Annotated in this window: 26 protein-coding genes and 1 riboswitch; of the genes, 19 read left to right on the forward strand and 7 right to left on the reverse strand. The window is 35.6% G+C overall.

Going from position 1 to position 20,903, the window contains the following annotated elements; translation table 11 throughout:
- Positions 1-235 precede the first annotated feature (235 nt).
- Complete coding sequence (gene hcp, locus ACFSGI_RS20665) at positions 236-1,522, forward strand: hydroxylamine reductase (protein ID WP_204826090.1); 1,287 nt, start codon at positions 236-238, stop codon at positions 1,520-1,522.
- On the opposite strand, the gene ACFSGI_RS20670 is transcribed toward hcp, so the two are convergent.
- A complete protein-coding gene (locus ACFSGI_RS20670) occupies positions 1,519-2,553 on the reverse strand; it encodes a MerR family transcriptional regulator (protein ID WP_204826091.1) in 1,035 nt (344 codons plus the stop codon). The genes hcp and ACFSGI_RS20670 overlap by 4 nt on opposite strands.
- A gap of 61 nt (positions 2,554-2,614) precedes the next feature.
- Positions 2,615-3,067: a DUF4385 domain-containing protein gene (locus ACFSGI_RS20675; RefSeq protein WP_204826092.1), complete on the reverse strand. Its 453-nt coding sequence runs from the start codon at positions 3,065-3,067 to the stop codon at positions 2,615-2,617.
- 133 nt (positions 3,068-3,200) lie between these two features.
- Here ACFSGI_RS20675 and lepB point away from each other — a divergent pair, with 133 nt between their 5' ends.
- Positions 3,201-3,707: a signal peptidase I gene (lepB, locus tag ACFSGI_RS20680; RefSeq protein ID WP_204826093.1), complete on the forward strand. Its 507-nt coding sequence runs from the start codon at positions 3,201-3,203 to the stop codon at positions 3,705-3,707.
- A gap of 93 nt (positions 3,708-3,800) precedes the next feature.
- Here lepB and ACFSGI_RS20685 read toward each other — a convergent pair whose 3' ends face one another.
- Positions 3,801-5,303, reverse strand: a complete 1,503-nt coding sequence (locus ACFSGI_RS20685; RefSeq protein WP_204826094.1) for a PTS transporter subunit EIIC — start codon at positions 5,301-5,303, stop codon at positions 3,801-3,803.
- Positions 5,304-5,431: 128 nt separating this feature from the next.
- Positions 5,432-6,292, reverse strand: a complete 861-nt coding sequence (locus ACFSGI_RS20690) for a BglG family transcription antiterminator (RefSeq protein WP_204826095.1) — start codon at positions 6,290-6,292, stop codon at positions 5,432-5,434.
- A 419-nt stretch (positions 6,293-6,711) separates the two neighbouring features.
- Positions 6,712-6,811, forward strand: a riboswitch (purine riboswitch).
- A gap of 117 nt (positions 6,812-6,928) precedes the next feature.
- On the opposite strand from ACFSGI_RS20690, the gene ACFSGI_RS20695 reads away from it, so the two are divergent.
- The 3 genes from ACFSGI_RS20695 to ACFSGI_RS20705 all read left to right on the forward strand — a co-directional run bounded on the left by ACFSGI_RS20695 (position 6,929) and on the right by ACFSGI_RS20705 (position 9,955).
- Entirely contained in the window at positions 6,929-8,107 is a 1,179-nt protein-coding gene (locus tag ACFSGI_RS20695) for an MFS transporter (protein ID WP_204826096.1), read from the forward strand.
- A 212-nt stretch (positions 8,108-8,319) separates the two neighbouring features.
- On the forward strand, positions 8,320-8,925 hold the full coding sequence (locus ACFSGI_RS20700) for a DUF1349 domain-containing protein (RefSeq protein ID WP_204826097.1): 606 nt from the start codon (positions 8,320-8,322) through the stop codon (positions 8,923-8,925).
- A 250-nt stretch (positions 8,926-9,175) separates the two neighbouring features.
- On the forward strand, positions 9,176-9,955 hold the full coding sequence (locus tag ACFSGI_RS20705; protein ID WP_204826098.1) for a DUF2087 domain-containing protein: 780 nt from the start codon (positions 9,176-9,178) through the stop codon (positions 9,953-9,955).
- A gap of 117 nt (positions 9,956-10,072) precedes the next feature.
- Here the strand turns inward: ACFSGI_RS20705 and ACFSGI_RS20710 are convergent, their stop codons facing one another.
- The 3 genes from ACFSGI_RS20710 to ACFSGI_RS20720 all read right to left on the reverse strand — a co-directional run bounded on the left by ACFSGI_RS20710 (position 10,073) and on the right by ACFSGI_RS20720 (position 12,097).
- Positions 10,073-10,534, reverse strand: coding sequence for an AbrB/MazE/SpoVT family DNA-binding domain-containing protein (locus tag ACFSGI_RS20710; RefSeq protein WP_204826099.1), 462 nt, complete (start codon positions 10,532-10,534; stop codon positions 10,073-10,075).
- A gap of 514 nt (positions 10,535-11,048) precedes the next feature.
- A complete protein-coding gene (locus ACFSGI_RS20715) occupies positions 11,049-11,729 on the reverse strand; it encodes a CidB/LrgB family autolysis modulator (RefSeq protein ID WP_204826100.1) in 681 nt (226 codons plus the stop codon).
- Positions 11,726-12,097 carry a CidA/LrgA family protein gene (locus tag ACFSGI_RS20720; RefSeq protein ID WP_204826101.1) on the reverse strand — a complete coding sequence of 124 codons (372 nt, stop codon included), beginning with the start codon at positions 12,095-12,097 and terminating at the stop codon, positions 11,726-11,728. Before ACFSGI_RS20720 ends, ACFSGI_RS20715 begins: the two co-directional genes overlap by 4 nt.
- 130 nt (positions 12,098-12,227) lie before the next feature.
- Between ACFSGI_RS20720 and cidR the strand changes: the two genes are divergently transcribed.
- The 14 genes from cidR (at position 12,228) to ACFSGI_RS20790 (ending at position 20,837) form a co-directional block, all read left to right on the forward strand.
- Positions 12,228-13,112: a cidABC operon transcriptional activator CidR gene (cidR, locus tag ACFSGI_RS20725; protein WP_204826102.1), complete on the forward strand. Its 885-nt coding sequence runs from the start codon at positions 12,228-12,230 to the stop codon at positions 13,110-13,112.
- Between the two features lie 78 nt (positions 13,113-13,190).
- Entirely contained in the window at positions 13,191-13,943 is a 753-nt protein-coding gene (locus tag ACFSGI_RS20730) for a hypothetical protein (RefSeq protein ID WP_204826103.1), read from the forward strand.
- A 295-nt stretch (positions 13,944-14,238) separates the two neighbouring features.
- On the forward strand, positions 14,239-14,871 hold the full coding sequence (locus ACFSGI_RS20735; RefSeq protein WP_204826104.1) for a hypothetical protein: 633 nt from the start codon (positions 14,239-14,241) through the stop codon (positions 14,869-14,871).
- A 117-nt stretch (positions 14,872-14,988) separates the two neighbouring features.
- Entirely contained in the window at positions 14,989-15,522 is a 534-nt protein-coding gene (locus ACFSGI_RS20740; RefSeq protein WP_204826105.1) for a hypothetical protein, read from the forward strand.
- A gap of 64 nt (positions 15,523-15,586) precedes the next feature.
- Positions 15,587-15,973 carry a hypothetical protein gene (locus tag ACFSGI_RS20745; protein WP_204826106.1) on the forward strand — a complete coding sequence of 129 codons (387 nt, stop codon included), beginning with the start codon at positions 15,587-15,589 and terminating at the stop codon, positions 15,971-15,973.
- Positions 15,970-16,431 carry a contact-dependent growth inhibition system immunity protein gene (locus ACFSGI_RS20750; protein WP_204826107.1) on the forward strand — a complete coding sequence of 154 codons (462 nt, stop codon included), beginning with the start codon at positions 15,970-15,972 and terminating at the stop codon, positions 16,429-16,431. The genes ACFSGI_RS20745 and ACFSGI_RS20750 overlap by 4 nt, the downstream gene beginning before the upstream one ends.
- Positions 16,432-16,552: 121 nt before the next feature.
- A complete protein-coding gene (locus ACFSGI_RS20755; RefSeq protein ID WP_204826108.1) occupies positions 16,553-17,407 on the forward strand; it encodes a hypothetical protein in 855 nt (284 codons plus the stop codon).
- 35 nt (positions 17,408-17,442) lie between these two features.
- Positions 17,443-17,889 carry a hypothetical protein gene (locus ACFSGI_RS20760; protein ID WP_204826109.1) on the forward strand — a complete coding sequence of 149 codons (447 nt, stop codon included), beginning with the start codon at positions 17,443-17,445 and terminating at the stop codon, positions 17,887-17,889.
- 187 nt (positions 17,890-18,076) lie between these two features.
- Entirely contained in the window at positions 18,077-18,424 is a 348-nt protein-coding gene (locus ACFSGI_RS20765; RefSeq protein WP_204826110.1) for a hypothetical protein, read from the forward strand.
- Between the two features lie 72 nt (positions 18,425-18,496).
- Positions 18,497-18,805 (forward strand): hypothetical protein, encoded by a 309-nt coding sequence (locus ACFSGI_RS20770; RefSeq protein ID WP_204826111.1) that lies wholly within the window; start codon positions 18,497-18,499, stop codon positions 18,803-18,805.
- A gap of 61 nt (positions 18,806-18,866) precedes the next feature.
- Complete coding sequence (locus ACFSGI_RS20775; RefSeq protein WP_204826112.1) at positions 18,867-19,010, forward strand: hypothetical protein; 144 nt, start codon at positions 18,867-18,869, stop codon at positions 19,008-19,010.
- A 346-nt stretch (positions 19,011-19,356) separates the two neighbouring features.
- On the forward strand, positions 19,357-19,680 hold the full coding sequence (locus tag ACFSGI_RS20780) for a hypothetical protein (protein WP_204826113.1): 324 nt from the start codon (positions 19,357-19,359) through the stop codon (positions 19,678-19,680).
- Between the two features lie 53 nt (positions 19,681-19,733).
- The gene (locus tag ACFSGI_RS20785; RefSeq protein ID WP_204826114.1) at positions 19,734-20,090 is read left to right on the forward strand and encodes a hypothetical protein; all 357 of its coding nucleotides are present in this window, start codon (positions 19,734-19,736) and stop codon (positions 20,088-20,090) included.
- Positions 20,091-20,402: 312 nt separating this feature from the next.
- Positions 20,403-20,837 carry a hypothetical protein gene (locus ACFSGI_RS20790; RefSeq protein ID WP_204826115.1) on the forward strand — a complete coding sequence of 145 codons (435 nt, stop codon included), beginning with the start codon at positions 20,403-20,405 and terminating at the stop codon, positions 20,835-20,837.
- The last annotated feature ends 66 nt before the right edge of the window (positions 20,838-20,903 follow it).

Consider the following 20,903-nt stretch of genomic DNA (forward strand, 5'->3'; position numbering starts at 1 on the left):
TATTACTATGACTTATCGCTAAAAGATCAAGATATCGTACAAACCGTTTTAGTGCTTTTTCTACGCTGTGTAGAAAGTGCTAGAACGGTTTTTTTGTATTTGCTTTTATAATGGAGAGATACACTCGGTCACATCTTGTTATTATTTTGCAAAAAGTGATTACAATCACCCTGCCTCTTTCAGTATCCCGCTATGCTTGAATCAAGCGAATATACAAGTAAGGGAGAGATTCATGATGTTTTGTTATCAATGTGAACAGACACCAGCAGGTGGATGCAAAGTGATCGGTGTATGCGGCAAAAATGAGACGGTAGCGAGTCTTCAAGATACAATCATTTTCGGACTCAAAGGAGTGGCCGCTTATGCGACACATGCTCGTCAATTGGGATATACCCATCCAGAAGTGGATCGTATTACACATGAAGCACTTTATCTGACGTTAACGAATTCTAACTTTAATGTACAAGAACATATCGATATGGCATTGCAAGTCGGACAAGCCACTCTTCATATTATGGATACACTGGATCAAGCCCATACCGACCGCTTTGGGATTCCTCAACCGGTGACAGTAAGCTCGAATCAAGTTGAAGGGAAATGTATCGTAGTTACCGGACATAATCTATTTGCATTAGAAGCGCTGTTGCAACAGACTGAAGGGTTAGGGATTAACATTTATACTCACTCTGAAATGTTGCCTGCTCATGGGTATCCTCATCTCAAAAAGTACACTCATCTTAAAGGCAATATTGGTAAAGCATGGTACGATCAGCGCCGTTTATTTGAGAATTTCCCCGGAGCCATCTTAGCAACCACCAATTGTGTAATGCCGATCAAAGGCAGTTATGCAGATCGCTTTTTCACTTATGGGGTAACAGGCTTAGAAGGAGTTACCAAGATAGAGACAGAGGACTTTAGCGAAGTCATTGCGAGAGCCTTATCTTTACCTGAAGCACATATGCAGTCTGATGCTGTTATGACGACAGGGTATCACCATGCTAATGTACTGGGATTAGCACCGGAGATTATTGAAGCTGTGCAAAGTAAAAAGATTCGTCATTTCTTCGTGATCGCAGGTTGTGATGCACCCGGTAAAGGTGGAGATTATTATCGGGAGCTTGCAACTTCGCTTCCCCAAGACACTGTTATCTTAACGACTTCTTGTGGTAAATTCCGCTTTAATGATATCGATTATGGCACTGTGCCGGGTACAGATATTCCACGTTATATGGACTTGGGGCAATGCAACAATTCAGGCTCTACTGTCAAAATAGCGATGGCACTAGCAGAAGCATTCGGTTGTACGATGGCAGAATTGCCTGTCAGTATTGTACTATCATGGTTTGAACAAAAAGCAGTCGCAATTTTGCTTGGCTTATTCAGTCTAGGCATCCAAGATATTCGGATTGGGCCGAAACCACCTGAATTTATTTCAGACGGTGTCATGGAAGTTTTGCAATCAACATTTGGATTGAAATTGATCGGAGATGCCGCGACAGATATGGCCGATATGCTTTCTTAATGTAAAGAAACAGCCAGCAAACAGCCTACTTCTTGCTCTATCGTATAATACTTGGTGATATAGAAATGTTCTTCCAACCATTGTAGAACAGCAGGATGTTGTAATTCATGATATGTAGATTGCAGTCCAAGATCGCTTACAGACGGTGTACTTAATACATCATCAGTAATAGCAGAATGAACAACAATACGGTCTGTTAGACAAAGTCGTCCATGTGGCTTGAGGACACGATGAATCTCAGCCAGTGCAAGCAATTGCTGTTGATGATTCAAATGTCTGAATGTAAAGCTAGATACGACAAACTGGAAATGATGATCTGGATAAGGGATCGCTAGCATATTGCCTATGCGTGTATCGATCATAGGGAATTTGTGCTGACATTGCTTCAGCATTTCTTGCGATTGATCGATACCGGACATATGTACTTCGGATGTTACCAATTTGCCAGCAAGATTCCCTGTACCAATGCCTAGATCAAGCCCATGTTCACCGGCTGTAGCATGAATTAACTCTGCTGTGAATGTCAGTGCTTGCTCGTAATGAGGATACTCTTCGCTACGGGTCTGTACATCTTGATCATGAGTCATAGCACGCTGATCGAAATTCCACTGATCTTGCCAGTTCTGACGCAATTCACGTAAATGTTTGGCTTGATCAGCCAGATGGTAAATCTCTTGGATCGGCAACGTCTGCTGAGTCTGTAACAGCTCAATCATTTGCTCGGTCGTTTCAGCCATGCGTTTCATTTCTAACCATTGTGTGGTAAGCAGAGAACGTTGTAGTTCAAGATAATAACGTAATCGCTGACTATCCGGTAATGCTTGTGGTTCTAGCGCTTTCTTGATCTCTTTGATCGCCATACCTGCTTCGCGAAGCGCTATAATGGTCTGCAAGCGCCAGATATCTTCTTCTCCAAAGATACGGTACTGATTGTGTTCCCGCTCAACAGAAGGCAACAGACCGTTTTGTTCGTAAAAGCGGATTGTGCGCGTAGAGATACCGAGACGCTTAGACAGTTCATTAATTTTCAAAATATCAGCTTCCTTTAGTGTGAAATTATACTAAAGCATATCATGAATGTAATGAAGAACATCAGCCGTATTTTTGCTGATGTTCTTTTTTCATACGGATATAATCGGGATCGACTTTGGCTTCATCCCATTTTACTTTGAAAATACGAGCCGCTTCCGCTTTGATAGGATCATCGGTGTAAGGGAGAATCTCACCATTCTCATCATATTTGCGACCACCTTTGTGATTGGTATAACGACGTGCACGTGTATAACCCATTTGTAGAAATTTACGAGCCATATCCATGCCGATAAAGTCATCTTTTTCTTTATATTCCAGAAACATCGCATAGATTTTTTCGGACGACTCGGTAGCAATCTCCGGTGTTTTGAAGCGCCAGTGCGGTAAGATTTCACCTTTGTATGGCTCTACCATTAACACACCTTGCTCGCCTTTACCGACTCGATATAATTCAGGCTGTTTGCGTAGATCTAGCTTCGTATAGTCTAACGTATAATCAAATTTCTCAGGCATGATAAGAACTCCTTTGTATAGATAAGTAACTCTCTATTACCCGATTTGTTGTTTTTTATGTCAGTTTGCAGTGAATATGTATTTACGAAAAGGATATTTTCAGACAGAATAAGACAAAAGGAAGGTGTTGGATATGAGCTCATTGTTATGGAATATTGTAGTATCTACTATGTTGTTACAAGGAGGAAGCCAGTCTTATATCGCAGAAGGGCCAGCGATGCAACCAAATATTTATGCAGAAGATCGCTTAACTGTTGTTAAAGCGACTGAAAAAGATATTGAGCGCGGAGATATTATTGTTTTTCAATCGCCTGAAAATAACAAGATGTTTGTGAAACGTGTTGTGGGATTACCCGGCGAAAAGATCAAAATCAAAGGAAATCAGGTGTATATTAACAGCAAAGTCATTAAAGAGCCTTACATAAAAGAAGCTGTGAAAAAAGCAAAAGCAGAAGGATATGCGTATAATATCACTGATTATAATGGTGGAAATAAGAAGATTCCACAACATCAGTTTTTTGTATTAGGAGATAACCGTTCGAATAGTCTAGATAGTCGTATGTTTGGAACGATTTCGATCCAAAAAGTAAAAGGTGAAGTCACAGCAATTCAAGGGAAAAAGCTAAATTCTTCGAATTAATACGGAAATAAATAAGTAATATAAAATAACAAAAGCAGATACTCTATAAAAGAGAATATCTGCTTTTTGTTGTACTGTATTTGGATCAATATATTATGAATGATCACCCATGATATCTTTAATTTCATCTTTAAGCGCATCCGATTTGGTTCCGAAAATGACCTGTACAGCGCCTTGTCCGAGTCGCATGATACCTGCTGCTCCAAGCTTGCGCAATTCAGCATCATTGACTTGACGATCATCTTTGACCACCAGACGTAGACGGGTAATACAAGCATCAATACTCTCGATATTCGGTGATCCGCCTAGTTGATGCAACACTTGAGCCGCTTGACTATCATTCGCATTAATCTCAGGTTGTGCACTGATTGCCACAGATGGTGTTAACACATCCGAAGGTGTTTTTTCAAGATTAGCAACAGGTTCATCATCTTCACGACCAGGCGTTTTGAGATTGAACTTCACGATCAAGAAGCGGAACAATGTATAATAAACGACTGCAAAAGCAAGCCCTACTGGAATCATAATCAGTGGATGAGTCGCTAATTTCATATTTACAAGGTAATCGATCAGACCTGCTGAGAAACCGAATCCTAATTTAACATTCAATAAGTACATCACCAGACCGGATACACCTGTCAAAATAGCATGTACTAGATACAATCCGGGTGCAACAAACATAAAAGCAAATTCTAACGGCTCGGTAATCCCTGTCAAAAATGAAGCGATCGCAGAACCGATAAAGATCGAAGCTACCGCTTTACGCTTTTCAGGACGAGCGGTGTGAATAATAGCAAATGCCGCCGCCGGTAAAGCAAACATCATAATCGGGAAGAACCCGGACATAAACATCCCTGCGGATGGATCGCCTGCGAAAAAGCGTGTAAGATCGCCATGTACGACTTCGCCAGCAGCGTTAGTATAATCGCCAATCTGGAACCACGCGATTGAGTTCAATACATGATGAAGTCCGATCGGAACAAGCAAACGGTTCGCCATCCCGAATATAAAAGCACCAATACCTCCAAGCCCTACAACCCATGTACCAAAAATCGCGATCCCATCTTGAATAGGGCTCCAAATCATACCAAATAATGTAGCAAGGATGATCGTTGTAAAAGCAGTAATCATCGGTACAAAACGTTTACCTGCGAAGAACCCTAACCAATCGGGTAATTTGATATTGTAAAAGCGTTGGTACAGATACGCCGACCATAATCCGACCAGTATCCCGCCGAGTACGCCCATATCTAATTTTACATCATCGCCAATATAGCCGAATATCGTAGGCACAATACTTAATATTTTGACTAAGATCAGATACGAGATCACTGCGGATAAAGCGGCTACAGCATCACGAGCAATTCCGATGGCTACCCCAATAGCAAAGATCAAAGCCAGATTACCAAAGATCGCACCTGCGCCTGCTGTCAAAAATGGAGTGATATAGTGATTAATAAATCCTCCGACTGTTGATCCTAGCGGAATATCAGTCTCATAATTCAACAATCCCAACCCTTGTAAAATAGCGGCGGCTGGAAGTGTAGCGACTGGGAGCATTAACGAACGCCCAATCTTTTGCAAAAATCCTAACATAGATAATCCCCCTTAAATAGATATGATAGATGTATCATGTATACAGACTGCACAACCAAAATAGAAAAAGGATTCTATATCTTCGCTGTGCAAGTGTGTGACCTATAATTGATTGGTAGCTAGACAGATTAAGGCTGATACGTACGAAATAACCGGTACAGATGCATCGTCAAAAAGCAGACTTCATCTTCAGGTATCGAGACATTCAGTTCTTTTTCCATAACGATTTTCATTTTATTCGCCAGTATATATTCTTCAGCATACTGTTCTCGTATCGGCTGGATTAGAAGATTTTCGACTAATGATCCTTGTACAATCCGTTCTAACGAAAAGCGTAGATGGATCATTAAGCGCACTTGATTCATACTGCCTTGCTGAAAAGTAATCTGTTTTTCCTGCTCGATCATCGCTTGCAATTTACCGAGTAATGTAGACATTTTGACCAATTGTCCAACAGGTACATGACTAACAGCCGAATGGATATGATAAGTGAGAAAGCCTGCTTCATCTTCAGGAATCGTAATATCAAAAGCTCTACAGATCATCTGCAACGCTTGCAAAGCCACTTCGTATTCTTGTGGAAAACAAACCTGCGTCTCATACAGAAAAGGATTGGTAATCTCCATCTGATGGCGCACTCGATACACAGTAAACTGGATATGACTTGGCAATGCCAGATAGATTTTGTTATGCAATGTTTTGTTGAACCGCTTTTCGATCATTTGAATAATCTGGTCAGAGATTTCCATCGCTTTATGATCAATATCTTCAAAAAAGCTAGGGTGATTCATCAGTTGTTCCCGATCTTCCAATCGAAAGCGCTTTTCAATACGATCATCATCTGTAGAAAGAGTCGTTATATTTTTGGCGGCAAAACCAAGCCCTTTACCTAGCAATACATATTCGATATCTGTAGATTCATCAAAAGCCATCACAATATTGTTGCCAACGACTCGCTGGATCGATAGCAATATACTTTCTTTACTCAAAGTGGTGAGCCTCCTTTACATCCCTATTCGCTTATCCATTTCATCTAGCAACAGCGAACACGCAAAAAAGAGCCAAGTCACGAAGAATAGACGTATAGAAAGTTCTACACCTACTAAAATTCGTTGCTTGGCTCATGCCCATTATATGGTAACACGCCGATAACGTTATCAAGTTTTGAATGCGATTTCATCATGTAGCATATAACGATCACAATTGATCGTCAAGGTTATATTTTACGGAAAATCTCGAATATTTTCCAGAAGTACAGGATTATTCAATAAAATAAAGTTTATTCATCTTATTTTGCATAAAAAGCTTGAAAAATGCTCCGATTTTGAAGAATAGGGGTTGAAATTTCTTCCATAATCAATTACAGTAATAGACGTTGTTATAGGTTTGTAAGGTTTACACTAATTAAATAAAACTCATTGATGTATAATGTATAACCTCAATAATATGGTTTGAGGGTCTCTACCAGGAACCGAACAATCCTGATTACAAAATTAAGTGTGCTCGTCGCACCCATCTTTTGTAGTCAGGATTTTTTTGCGTCTTTACGAGCATCAACTTCTATGGACACTGATGGAATAGACGCAAGTCACTTGCTGACATCAAGAACAAAGGAGAAGATAGATATGAATTTCAAAGTTTTAATATTGACGATTGCTACATTTACAGTCGGTCTGATTGAATTGATTATCGGTGGTGTATTGCCACAGATTGCTTCTGACTTGAATGTATCTGTAAGTACAGCAGGGCAATTGATTATGATCTATGCTTTGGTCTACGCGATCTCTGGCCCAACCTTACTGGCATTAACGGCTAAGGTGGAACGGAAAAAGTTATACCTCTGGTCAATGTTAGTATTTACACTGGGTAGTCTGGTTGCTTTTTGGAGCCCGACATATGCAGTCTTGTTCTTATCTCGTATTATTACAGCGGCAAGTGGTTCGCTGATTGTAACCTTATCACTAACGATAGCAGTAAAAATCGTTGCTCCTGAATATCGGGCGCGCGTGATCGGTATTATTTCGATGGGTATTAGTTCTTCGATCGTATTGGGATTACCTTTCGGGGTATTGGCTGAAGAAGCTTTCGGCTGGCGCGTATTGTTCCTGGCAATTGCTGTGTTAACACTGATTGCTATGGTGGTTGTGCATCTGTTTATGGATCATGTTCCTTTAGAACGTATGCAGACACTCAAGCAACAATTGGCTTCACTTAAAGATATCAAAATCATTAGTGCTCATCTAGTAACGATGCTTACTTTAGCAGGGCATTACACATTATATGCGTACCTTACACCTTTCCTTGAAACGATGATGGGTCTTAACTCGAACTGGATTAGTATCGTATACTTCGTATTCGGTATTGCAGCAGTAAGTGGCGGTATGATCGGCGGAGCATTATCCGATCGTCTAGGTAGTAAAAAAAGTATTTTGCTCGTTGTCAGCGTGTTCGCTGTGATTATGTTTACTTTACCAATGGCTAGTCAATACGTGTATATCTTCCCGATTGCACTATTTATCTGGGGAGCATTAAGCTGGGCATTGGCTCCAGCGCAACAAAGTTACTTGATCCAATATGCACCGGAATCTTCGGATATCCAACAAAGCTTTAACTTTTCAGCATTACAAATTGGTATTGCTATCGGTTCAGCGATGGGTGGAGTATTGATCAAAAATACAGGCAATATCGCTATTAATGCTTGGGTAGGTGGCGGAATTATCGTAGTTGCTTTTGGAATTGCATTGTTCTATCTGCTATCCAAACCTGTAAGATCTCGCAGTGTAGCCAATACAATCACTCGCTAATATCATTATCGCGATATAGCATCTTTATCTCTAATAATGTATCTGATGTATATACAAACACCGACATGATCTACTTCTATGATCATGTCGGTGTTTTTTGATGCGTAAAGATATTAATTAAAGGCTGTTTGTATACAAAATTACAGTGACATCAACTACAGATAGTGCTATCTTATGCAATGAAAAAACAATACATATCAAAGGAGACTACGATGCCAAAAACAGATTTCGCTAACTTCCACTGGCTGAATGAAAGTAGTATACGTTTTGAAGAAGACAAAGTCATTTTGCATGCACCTGCACAAAGTGATTTCTTTTGTAATCATGGCGGCGTATCAGAAGAAGGGATTACCCCTGAATCGCTGACTAATGCTCCGTTCTTTTTTACAGAGGTATCTGGAGATTTTGTAATGCGTGTTCAAGTAGAGCATGATTTCAAAGACGTATATGATTCTGCTTCGATTATGGTAATGCAAGAAAATGATCTATGGGCGAAATTGTGTTTTGAATATACCGATTTTTATACACATTCGATTGTAAGTGTAATTACCAATACATTTTCGGATGATGCTAACGGAAATAATGTAGAAGGTAATACCGCATGGCTTCAAATAGCGCGTGTGGGGCAGTCTTTTGCTTTTCATTATTCATTAGATGGTGTTCGCTTTGATATGGTTCGCTTCTTTTATTTACCTGTTGAGCAACAAGTGAAAGTCGGATTGTTGCCCCAAGCTCCTACAGGTCAAGGCGGAGAACGAACATACTCGCATTTTTCGTTAGAACAACGAACAGTCAAAAATATTAGAATGGGCAAATAATAAATAGATTTTATGATTATACTGTGTATCATTTCAAAATAATTCTTTTGATATATCTGATTTAAGCTACCTAATGTATATAGGTGGCTTTTTTTGTTATACAAATAGATCTGAATGATGATTATATGGTTATTATATCTAAATAAAAAATAGACATTATTAAATATTGTTTGCTTTTAAATAAACAAAATTATATAATATCTATGAAATATGTAGATAAAAATTTATTTATCTAGAGGGAGATAATAGTATGGACAAAAATCAGGAAATATCAGATCGGTTCTGGCAAGCTTCACTAGCCGATTTGAAGCGAGGGTATGTGTTAGAAGAAGATAATCATTCATTAGGTCGTTTTATCTGTCTGATTGATGGGAAGATATGTGAGAAAGGAGTTATTTATCAAGAAGAAGGAGTATTTTACGAAGCAGAGCGCTATATGCAACATTATATTCAACAACACCATACGTCGATGTTTTCGTATTTGGTAGAATTGGATAAAAAGTGGACAGGGATGACCGAGATTCAAAGCGGGATGGTACAATCTTTTTATCAAGGACGTTCAGATACTGAAATTGTAGCAGAAGTGGGAGGTAGTAAATCCACGATTCGTAATCATCGATTTGCATTACGGGAGAAAACAAAACAAGCCAAAGTGTTTTTAGCGATTATGGAGTTGTTAGAAGAACAGCAAAATGATCCAGCTCCATTGGTATCTGTACATCGTACAGCAACGATGGTAGATGAGCGCTATGCTGTGACCGAGAAAGAAAGTAAAGATATTCTGAATCAATATTTCAAAGAAGGATTAGATGGGCCGTTATCTGAATTCCCACGTAAAGAAAAGCGCAAAATTGTGATTTTACGTCATCTCATGAATGGATTCGATCTTGGCATAAAGTATACAGAAAAAGAAGTGAACGAGATTCTAAAGCGTTCATATGCTGACTATGTAACGTTACGCCGTTATATGATTGAGTATGGATTTATGGATCGATTAGATGATGGAAGTCAGTATTGGGTGAAGCAATAAGTGCTTGTTACTCATCTAGATATCAAGTTAAGCCTTGTAGTAGTTAGACTTGCAATAAGCGATATAACACAATAAAAAACCTCTCTGTATTCTAGATCACAGAGAGGTTTTTGGTATTTATTTAGCACGTAGTTCTTTTTGAATCTGACATATACGGCTTTGAGAAATACCTAGAATACGAGCCAATTCATTTTGAGTCGCTTCTGGATTGGCTTTCATCGTATCTTCAACCTTGGTCAGCATTTCCCCCCGTTTACTTCGTGATTTGCGTAAAGAAGATTGCAGGTTACGATTAGGGACTGGCGCAGGCATATCTTCAAGCGCGATATGTTGAGATTCATCACCCATTTGTTCTGTGCAATCTCCGCAAATAAATTGATCTTTGTAATAGATTAGATCGTCAAATGTTCCGCAAAAGATACATTGAATTCCTTTATGTTTGCGAAAAATAATTTCTTTTTCTGTTATAAAGAATTCCATAGGATCGCTTACACCAATTTCCATTGTGTCTCGTATTTCTTTCGGAATAACGATTCGTCCTAGACTGTCCAACTGACGGACCATACCGGTTTTTTTCATGAGAAGTTCCTCCGCTTGGTCAAATTTATAAAAGAGAAATATAAAAGTAATTAGAAAAGTAAATGTATTTACTTTCTAACAACTGATTTGCATAAAGTAATAGTAACATCGAATGTACAGATAAGGAACAAATTTAACGCAAAAAATATAGTTCGGATATTTAGTTAATTACATAATTATTCATTAAAACAGTTTAAGATGCTTATTTTCTAGCTTGAAAATAATATTTTTCATAGTCATTCACAGTGAAATAGAGTAGTTCAAACATAAAACTGAATACACATTAAAATATAAAATTTGAATAATTTGTATAAAAATTCATTTAAATATATAATTGTTTTTTGCAATATTAGGAATCATTTTAAGACAATTTAGCCTGCTTATCGATTGACAGGAACAGTATAAAAAAATATGTAACTTCTACTTTTTTATCATACACCGATCTGTGCATACATTCAAATTTGTAGAATAGGTATATCATTATCATCATATTGAAAATAAAAAAAGCTACCTTTTAGGGTAGCATCATCATCATTAAGACCGGCGTAGCAGCCAGTGTAAATAGTGCTGCCAAAATCATTGAAATACTAGAGATTGTACCGGTTAAAGAACTAAGCTCAAATGCTTTGGAAGTTCCTGTTCCATGTGCGGCTGTACCGAACAAAATACCTCGTGCAATCTCGCCATCGATCCGTAACCATTTTACAATAAAAGGCCCAACAATCGTACCGATCAATCCTGTCATAATTACAAATACGGCAGTGACTGTAGGCACACCACCAATTGCTTGAGATACATTCATCGCAATCGGTGTTGTAATCGAGCGCGGAATAATACTACTCATTAGACCGCTATCCAGATGTAACAGCTTCGCTAATAATGCAGAAGACGTCACAGCCACAATCGAACCGAACAAAACACTGGATACAATCTCAACTGCATGCTTTTTAAGTGTTTGGATATTTTTGTACAATGGAATAGCAAAAGCAATTGTCGCTGGCTGTAGCAATCGAGATAACCATTGTCCACCTTGATTATAAGCGGTATAAGGAACATGAATCGTCAGCAAAAGAATCACCAGAATCAATGGCGTAATCAGCAGTGGAGACAGATAGACACGCGGGAAACGGCGATAGATTCGTTTGGTTCCGATATAGATTAATAAAGTTAATACCAAAAAAAGTATAGTGTTCATCCTGCATGACGCTCCTTCCGCTTAGCCATCATTCCGGCAAGTAAGCCTGAACTGACCATTACTAATATCGTACTCAAAATAACAATCGCAACAATCCGTACCCCATCATGTTCTAACATCGGGATATAATTCATAATACCGACCGCGGAAGGGATAAAGAACAACAACAGTTCAGCAAGCAACCAGTTGGCTCCAATCTCTACCCATTCCAGCTTAATCACTTTGGTCTGTAACAATATAAAAACAACTGCAATACCGATAATGCTACCCGGTACAGGAAGATGCAACCAGCGCACCAATGCATTTAACAATTCAGAAAATCCCATCAGCACAGCAACCTGAAGTATTCCTTTCATGATATTTCTCATCTATAGTAAACCTTCTCTCTTATTGGCTCCGAATGATTGTTTATATGAAAATTTTACATCTGTTTCTTTCATAGGTAAAATTCATATATGGCATGAAATGTATTCCATCTGTCTATAGGAGGAAAGTGACGTGGATATTCGGCATTTGCAATATTTTATGGAAGTCGCCCGGTTAGGGAGTTTTACCAAAGCGGCAGAAGCATTATTTATCACACAACCGACGATCAGCAAAACGATTCGTTCCTTAGAAGATGAGTTAGGCGCCAAATTGTTCAATCGGATTGGACGCACCGTCGAATTAACCGATGCCGGCAAAGTAATCCAGCAGCAGGCTCGTATTATTGTAAAATCTTTTCAAAATCTATCGTCCGAGTTAGACGATCTGCGTAATCTCAAAACAGGGCATCTGCGCATTGGATTACCGCCAATGATCGGTTCACGATTTTTTCCACAGATTATCGGAAAGTTTCATCAATTGTACCCCGATGTAACGATCCAGCTTTTTGAAAATGGTGGGAAAAAGGTCGAGCAAGATGTTGCAAACGGTGCACTGGATATCGGTGTTACCGTATTGCCTGTGACTGAAAATGTATTGAACCATTTTTCGTTTACCGAGGAAAAGTTGAATCTATTGGTTCCCAGCCAGCATCGATTGGCACAGCAAGATTGCGCTGAACTGAGCGCACTGGCAGAAGATTCATTTATTATTTTTAGCGAGGATTTTACTTTGCATGGTCGGATTATAGATGCGTGTATCCGGGCAGGATTTCAACCGAAAGTGATCTATGAAAGTTCGCAATGGGATTTGATTAGTGAAATGGTTGGAGCGGGCTTAGGAGTGGCACTATTACCAGAAACAATCTGTCAGCAGATTAGCAGGGATCATGTCCATATCCTGCCCCTGGTGAATCCCTCTATCCCCTGGCAACTCGGCATGATCTGGCACCAAGACCGCTATTTATCTTTCGCCGCACGCGAATGGCTTCGATTTACAAGAGAATTTTTGGGGAAATAGGAGGGAATCATTTGAAAAAAAATAAAATAAATAATAGATACAACTGTCTACTATTCAAAAATCACTAAACCTACGATCATGATACCATTTATTAATTACTTTGAACTTTCTACTGGTGATCAAATTATTGCTTATCAAGATGATCAGGAGTGGGAAGGTATTATTGAATATCAACCTGATTGGCCTATAGAATCTAGATACTATATAGATTTAAATAAATGCATCCAACGAAGCGTTCCGTCGGATATCATCCTAGCACGAGAAGAAGGTATACATTCAGGATGGCGATTCGGTTATAGTACTGCACAAAATCAAATAATAAAAGCTTTAGAGATTAACAATGTGAATAGTGAAAGTATAGAAAAATATTCAAATTACGCTATTGAATTATTGAAAGAAAAATATAAATCATATGCTCAAAAATCTACAAATAAAATACTGAAAATAGAAATAGATACAAATTCAAATTATTTAGGTTTTAACAAACCAATTATTTTTTCAGAGGAGATGAGATATTTTGGTATTGTTGAAGGTGATCGAATTGTTGGATATCAAGATGATCAGGAGTGGGAAGGAATTGTAGAATATCAAGCCGATTTGCCTGAAGAATATCGCTATTATCTTGATGTAGATAAGTGTATAGAAACTATACTTCCTGAAGAAGTATATAAAGCCAGAAGTGATGGAGCTATATTAGGAAAAGGTATAGGAGAGATAGAAACAAAGACAATTATAGCCCAAGCGATGTTTCAGGATGGATTGGATATTGAGAAAATTCAACAATATACAGACCTGTCCTTGACAGAGTTAAAATATATCCAAAAAAAGTGAGCTGAGATAGCTATGTATAAACCAATAGTTTTTTGTATACACACTTCTAAGTGATAAATATGAATAAACAATAAAACGCATTAAAAACTAGCTACTCATACTTTGATTATGGTGGCTAGTTTTTCTATATAGAAACCAATAATTATATGTAAAAAATTATTATAGTGATTTTTAAATCATAGAGTATGAAATTAAAGCATCGGCATCTAATATAAAGAGAATTAGTATATGTAAATAAATATATTTAAATATGAAAAAAATCAGATGAATACTGAAAATAAGACTGAGGTGAATGATGAATTATTTTGGTCAGAAAAACGAATTGGCAGTTGGTTATAGTTTCCGAAAGACACCATGGGAATTAGAAGGGATAGAAAAAGAGACTTGGGGAACTTTTGAATTATGGGTCAAAGATAAAAATGTATGTGAGTATAAGAAAGTGCATAGTTTATTGAATTATGAATGGAATTTAAATCATCTTATTGAATGGATAGTTAAAAATTTTAAGTATATTACAAATAACCATAAATTTCCTGTACCTGTTGATGGTCACAATTCACTAGAATTGATACAACTAGCAAGACAATTCGATTCAGATGATGAAGGGGAAATCGAAGAATGGTTTTCACGACTACAAGATTGGGAATTTAAACATAGTTGGTTTTCTAGTAGAGATGGATCATATTTGCCAGAAGTATTTTTTAGAAGAGTAGAGAATACTATCGAAATAAGCTGGGATAATATATTAACGTATCATACAGACGGAATCCGATTTTCAAATTCAAGAGGAATAGAACATATTGAAGTGGATATCTTCATTAAAGTTATCAAAAGTTTTTTGGAGGATTATTTCAAAAATTTGTTAAACATATCTAAGTACAAAGAGGAGGTACAGTTGAGTTACCATTTATTTCTTAAAGAGTTCTAATCCTAATACACGCGAAGCAAAAGGAATTATACATATAATAATTTTACAAGTAATAGAAAATAAATGAAGTCTGAGAAAATGAAGCAGATTAATTTACGAAAGTTAGGAGGATAATTCATGAGATATGATTTTGATATGACCGGCGAATTATTTGAGAACCTTGTAGGTACTTCAGAAACATGGAGTGATTTTCATGCCACTTCTTGTTTGTCATCTACCGTTGATTTTAATATTTGGGGTTTAGTGATTACACCTTCTCTATTAAATAAATTCTCAGATTCTAAATCTCAAATCATTATAGATTCAAGATGGCCTAAAGAAGATTTTTATATAGCTGGAATGACAAAGGTTAGGATTGAAGGAGTGATCGGTGGAGATATAGATGTAGGTCTCTATGCTAAAAATGATAGCAGGTTTCTTTACAATTCTAAGGGCGAAACTATTTCTATAAAACGACAATGGTCAGCTAATCCTAAAACTGCTTCTAGTTGCTATTATTTTGCTGGAGAATTAGATTGGCCGAATGGATGGTACGAATTACAATTATATGCAACAGGAAAAGTCATTATTAATTTTGATATAGAAGATTGCATCAGCTTAAATGAGTATACTCATTCTCCTCAAAAATATTCGTATACGCGCTTTTATTGAAGGTTTTGATACGTATAAAAACGTTTGAAGTTAGTAGCAAAATAATATTAGAGGAGCTTTAGGTGTGCAAAGATATGAAGTAGAACAAGTAGTTAAAGAGTTGAATAAATATATTGAAAAAGAGCTATGGTTTGATTTTACAGTCATACGCTTGCTTCAAGATAAAATTATTATCCACGGTGGACTCAGTCTTAGTTATCCAGACATCGAGATCCAATTCAAAGGGATTTTCTTTACTTCTTTATTAATGGACTGGAAGACAAATACAAGTCAAAGCTCTCTATTTTTACTAAATGGAGAAGAAGCAAAACAAATGAATTTGAAATTAAAAGTAGAGCAGTCGCATTTCATTTTTAAATTTTTGGCTGAAGCATATTCTGAAGAGGTAGAACTTTTAATTGTAGCACAAGAGATTTCATATCGTTTGTTAACAGTTAAGGAGGATATATGATATCTAACGTAAGCGAATTAACTATTGATGAGATAGGTACATTAGAAGGATTCACAGAACCTCATGAAGTAGACGAACGAATCCCTCTTTCAATTTGGTTTGAAACTATTCTAGCTACCAAGCTAAAAGATTTGAGCGACGGCGATTTAGCTAAAATGATAAGGCAACAAATATACATAAAATCAGTTACTCCAGAGGCATTAAAAAGACTAAAAGTAAATCCTATCGCAGGCTATTTAGGTGACGGAGAATTATTAGAATCACTATTGAGTGTAGAAAGTGATACATGGAAAGACGCTTCTGAAATAAAGCATACTGTTCTTGTATTCTTAGAAGAGTTCATAGCTTTGTTTCATGCCAATCAATTAACATTTCCAGAAGATGAAGATCGCTTTTCAAATGAAGATCGTGAAGAATACTTGCAGCATTTGTTAACTTTTAAAAAGCGTATTTTATAGCCATCTTATATACTCTACTAGAATTATGAGAAACTTTATTGAATGAGATGGAATACAGTCAATAAATGCTCAAGATACAGATGATACAATTAGCAAATATCTAAAATAAAAGAGGGAAAAAATGACAATATATAAATTATTAATAAATACGAATCATTTTTATTTAGAACCAAATAAAGTAACTATTAGGACAGCATTGATTGAATATTTTAATATTTCAGTTGGTGGTAGGGTGATTGCTTATCAAGATGATCAAGAGTGGGAAGGAATTGTAGAGTATCAATCTGATTGGCCTATAGCATCCAGATACTATATTGATTTAAATAAAAGTGTACAAAGAGACGTTCCACCTGATATCAATCTAGGCAGAAAAGAGGGATTGGATTCAGGATTGCCAGTAGGGTACGGCTTTAGCAAAAGAGAACTACTAAAAGCTATGACTGATGACAATATGAATCAGTATACTATTCAACAATATTTAAATTTTTCTATGGAAGCATTAAAAAACAAATATCGAACTTATATCCGAGAAACTCGAAAAGAAATATTAAAAATATCAATAGATACCAATTCAAATTATCTAGGACCGGATAAACCAACTATTTTTTTAAATCATATAAGATATTTTGAAATCACTACAGGTGATAGAATTATTGGATATCAAGATGATCAAGAATGGGAAGGAATGATAGAATCTCAATCTCATTTACCAGAATGGTATCAATTCTATATTGACTTAAATACATGTATAGAAACGATAATCGCTCCAGAAGTTTATAAGGCTAGAGATGATGGAGGAAGTATAGGTATGGCTCTTGGTGAAAAAGATACTAAACTATTTGTAGCTGAAGCGATGTTTCAAGATGGATTAGCGATTGAGAAAATCGAACAATATACAGACATTCCGTTATTAGAATTACAAACTATTCAAGAAGGCTATATTGAGAAAATAAATCATCAGATGAAGTATGAGTAGCTTGGTTATAAAAGATTATATTAAAGGAGAAAACAATGAATTGGGAATCAATAAATAGTCTGCCTGACAGCGTATCCACTGAGCTGTTAATAGATTTATTTCAAAATCTAATAGATGAATTTAATCATAAAAACCTAGAAAAAAGTATGTTCTTTTCTTTACTTATTGAATTGACTGATCGCCAAGTTATGACTTATGAGATCTTAGAACATAGTATACGAAAAGAGATAGATCATATTTTATCAGGATTATGGAATACTGATTCTTATGAAGATGTAGACGTAATTCTATCAATTGTAATTAACTTAGGTTTAGAATGTTGTTTTAAGAAGATTAAACAGTCTGCTATAGAGAAAAAAGCGGAAATGGATAAGTTAATACTCGCTGAAATATTGCAAGTGATTGATGAAGCAGGAGATCATATTGATAATCCTTATTACGAACTAGAAAATTTAAAGGGATCAAACAGAAAACTTCTATAAAGTACTTATGAATGGTCATATCATCTTAGATATTGAAGTCGATCGCTACAATCACAATGTAATTCTTCTGACTACATTTATACAGACTAGGATTGAATAAAAACAACCAAATCAGTAGTAGCTATAGATTTATATCAAGAAAAGAGAAGATATCATAATATTGTTATAGCATTGGAGAATAGAGAGTATGAGAATATCAAAAGAACATATAGCTCAATTTGGTCAACATCATAAAGAGTTTCGAAATCTAGAATCTCTACATGTTTATCGTGACCTGAGTAAAGAGAATCGTTCAGGATACAATGTAGAGATTATTTTGTGTAATACTTTTGTTGAAGAAAATACTAGAATGCGAATAACCTTTCTAGAGGCAAGAGATATTAACATAGGTAGCTTGGAAGGAATACTAGCATTAATGATTAAAATAAATGATGTATCCAAAGACCAAATGGAAGATATTAATTACAAAATTGTTGAAGAAGAAAATTGTACATTCTCATTTTATTGCAGAGATTTTGATCTCGAAATTATATAGTTATTTAGTGAATAAAATATGTTGAAGTCATCAAAAAAATCGTTTTTACAATACAGTAAAACAGGAGAAACAATGAAAAAAATAAAATTTTATTTGGAATATCGCTGTTATCCTATGTGGATTTATGATGAAGATGATACATTGATCGACAACTGTACAGTTAGTGAGCTTATGAATCAGACTTTGATTGTTGAAGCTCTAGATAAAATTCAAGAGGTTTATGACAGTTTATTTAAAGATAATAATATTAGTTTTGAGTTTGTAGGATTCACTGAGCAACAAGATAGAGAAGATTTTTTGAAGTTAGTTAATGAAACAGTATATTTGATTGAAAAAAAGTTAAAGAACGGTTATGAAGTTGAGAATAAAATAAAGATGTAAAAATGATAATTCTATAATTATTAAAAGAATTGAAAAAGATTCAACATATAAAGGAGGACGTATGAGAAATTTAATTACTGAAGAAGAAATCATTGAAAGAAACAGCGATTTTTTATACAGATTATTAATTGATTTCTTATATTTAGAAATACATGAAGATTCATTTGATTTAATTTATAGTTTTTTGGAAGTTCCAAACTTTTGAAATGGAGAATATGAGGGTAACCAATATATTTTAAGGAAAGTAAATAATGAGGACATTTTAATTTTTGACATGCTTATAGAAATGGAAGAGGTCGGAGAAGGATTTAATATAAGAACGTTAAAATTGAGTGTAAAAGAAATGTTATACATTATGGATAATATAAATGATTGGAGAGTACATAAGTGAAATTTAAGAGAGATATATGAATAATAAACAAAGATTATTACGAGAAATCATTGGTAATCAATAATGATCAATCGGAAACGCATTTAAATTTGGGGATTTATTATCTTCAATTTTACTAAATATTTATAAATAAGGATTGATAATATTGGAGAAGATGAGGATGATTACTGTCCCTTTAAATGATCAAGGAATGAAGGATATGGAGTTTGATTCAGATCATTCAATTCATGTCCAAGAAATTAAGCTTAATGAGCAGCAATTTCATAAATTATATGAAACGGGTATATTTGATTCGTTAAATAGGTTATGTAATGTAATCATAGATGATTTTGAATCTGAAGTTATTCCGTATAAGAATTTATTACATGCACAAAAAGAAATTAAAAACGTTTTTGGAAATAATGAGATGAATGAAGTTTCTTTACTTTTACAACTAATAGACTTGGCTATACTAAAACAAACAGGTATCTATTTTTATTTCTAAAAATATTAATGATCTTTTAACATTTATTAAATCAAAATAAAGAGGTGATGACTGTGCAATCTATTATTTTGATTGGAGACGAGCCATTCAATCTTGATTTTATTAAAAATCTTCCTAAATCAGTAGATACATGTTCACATGAGCCGGATAATTCAAGGTACGTTTTAGAATATGTAAATGATCGAATCTATTGTGACTATTTGCCAGAAGGTATACTAGATTATGAAAAAAGTGAATTACTACACTTACCTTTCCGATCTCCTCGTTTTATAGCGATGTTGTATACATCGAACGAAATAATGAGAGACTTCTTTTTAGAAAATGAAAAGTATCTTGCAAACATCTATATTGATAATGATCTTGGAGAAATTGTTCCAATGCAAGAGTTCATGTACAAACTAAAAGTGTAAGAAGTAGTACGCTCAAAGAAAGCTTTACTTATGATGCCCTCAACCGCTTGAGTCTGGATACACAGGTGCATTTAAAACAGGTACAGTAGGTAACCCAAATAAATCGACTTATGGTCAAGCATTGACTTAAATAATTATGATATCGATTATTATATAAAAAGCGATATATTAAATAGCAGATATGGTAATAGTTTGAAAGCGGATAAAGAATTTAGGGCTATATTATCTAACACTCCTGGATTTGAAGGATTAAAGCCTAACAAGCAAGGATTCTCTATCAAATTTAAACCACTAGGTAATTAGGAGGTAACTATGCATAATTTGCAGAATGTAACTGGTGCTAGATTAGAGGTATTTATTCAGTATGAAGATGATTTAAAAAAGTTAGGCTCGACATTACAACATTACCTTGATATCTCAAATTTCAGATATGAGTATAGAGAAGAAGAACCGTATGATTTAATAGGATACTCTGAAGTTTTTGGTTTTGAAATTGAATTAACATATATTCAAAGTAGAGACTGCTCACAAGATTATCAATTTATTCTGGAAGCTTTTACAACAGATTCTTTCCAAGAGTTATTTGATAATAATATGTATGATCTTTCTTTGTGGATGGCACGGTATCTATCCCTTTGTGATAATGTTATCACGATGGCTAAAACTCCAGATAAAAAGTATATGCAAAAGTTTTATTACGATAGTACTTCTTTCAAAAGAGAAAGTGTGTGTATTAAATTAAAATAATAGATAAAGATAGTGTTATTTTAAAAGCTTAAATATATATGTAATTTAAAGGGAAGGCTCAAAGAA

Origin of the sequence: Paenibacillus nicotianae (assembly GCF_042681745.1) — a bacterium.
GTDB classification, from domain to species: domain Bacteria; phylum Bacillota; class Bacilli; order Paenibacillales; family Paenibacillaceae; genus Saccharibacillus; species Saccharibacillus nicotianae.

Bases quoted from the DNA above. Each gene is read 5' to 3' on its own strand.
- hcp (WP_204826090.1), top strand. From the start codon at position 236: ATGTTTTGTTATCAATGTGAACAGACACCAGCAGGTGGATGCAAAGTG.
- ACFSGI_RS20675 (WP_204826092.1), bottom strand. From the start codon at position 3,067: ATGCCTGAGAAATTTGATTATACGTTAGACTATACGAAGCTAGATCTA.
- lepB (WP_204826093.1), top strand. From the start codon at position 3,201: ATGAGCTCATTGTTATGGAATATTGTAGTATCTACTATGTTGTTACAA.
- ACFSGI_RS20685 (WP_204826094.1), bottom strand. From the start codon at position 5,303: ATGTTAGGATTTTTGCAAAAGATTGGGCGTTCGTTAATGCTCCCAGTC.
- ACFSGI_RS20695 (WP_204826096.1), top strand. From the start codon at position 6,929: ATGAATTTCAAAGTTTTAATATTGACGATTGCTACATTTACAGTCGGT.
- ACFSGI_RS20700 (WP_204826097.1), top strand. From the start codon at position 8,320: ATGCCAAAAACAGATTTCGCTAACTTCCACTGGCTGAATGAAAGTAGT.
- ACFSGI_RS20705 (WP_204826098.1), top strand. From the start codon at position 9,176: ATGGACAAAAATCAGGAAATATCAGATCGGTTCTGGCAAGCTTCACTA.
- ACFSGI_RS20710 (WP_204826099.1), bottom strand. From the start codon at position 10,534: ATGAAAAAAACCGGTATGGTCCGTCAGTTGGACAGTCTAGGACGAATC.
- ACFSGI_RS20715 (WP_204826100.1), bottom strand. From the start codon at position 11,729: ATGAACACTATACTTTTTTTGGTATTAACTTTATTAATCTATATCGGA.
- ACFSGI_RS20720 (WP_204826101.1), bottom strand. From the start codon at position 12,097: ATGAGAAATATCATGAAAGGAATACTTCAGGTTGCTGTGCTGATGGGA.
- ACFSGI_RS20730 (WP_204826103.1), top strand. From the start codon at position 13,191: ATGATACCATTTATTAATTACTTTGAACTTTCTACTGGTGATCAAATT.
- ACFSGI_RS20735 (WP_204826104.1), top strand. From the start codon at position 14,239: ATGAATTATTTTGGTCAGAAAAACGAATTGGCAGTTGGTTATAGTTTC.
- ACFSGI_RS20740 (WP_204826105.1), top strand. From the start codon at position 14,989: ATGAGATATGATTTTGATATGACCGGCGAATTATTTGAGAACCTTGTA.
- ACFSGI_RS20750 (WP_204826107.1), top strand. From the start codon at position 15,970: ATGATATCTAACGTAAGCGAATTAACTATTGATGAGATAGGTACATTA.
- ACFSGI_RS20755 (WP_204826108.1), top strand. From the start codon at position 16,553: ATGACAATATATAAATTATTAATAAATACGAATCATTTTTATTTAGAA.
- ACFSGI_RS20760 (WP_204826109.1), top strand. From the start codon at position 17,443: ATGAATTGGGAATCAATAAATAGTCTGCCTGACAGCGTATCCACTGAG.
- ACFSGI_RS20765 (WP_204826110.1), top strand. From the start codon at position 18,077: ATGAGAATATCAAAAGAACATATAGCTCAATTTGGTCAACATCATAAA.
- ACFSGI_RS20770 (WP_204826111.1), top strand. From the start codon at position 18,497: ATGAAAAAAATAAAATTTTATTTGGAATATCGCTGTTATCCTATGTGG.
- ACFSGI_RS20775 (WP_204826112.1), top strand. From the start codon at position 18,867: ATGAGAAATTTAATTACTGAAGAAGAAATCATTGAAAGAAACAGCGAT.
- ACFSGI_RS20780 (WP_204826113.1), top strand. From the start codon at position 19,357: ATGATTACTGTCCCTTTAAATGATCAAGGAATGAAGGATATGGAGTTT.
- ACFSGI_RS20790 (WP_204826115.1), top strand. From the start codon at position 20,403: ATGCATAATTTGCAGAATGTAACTGGTGCTAGATTAGAGGTATTTATT.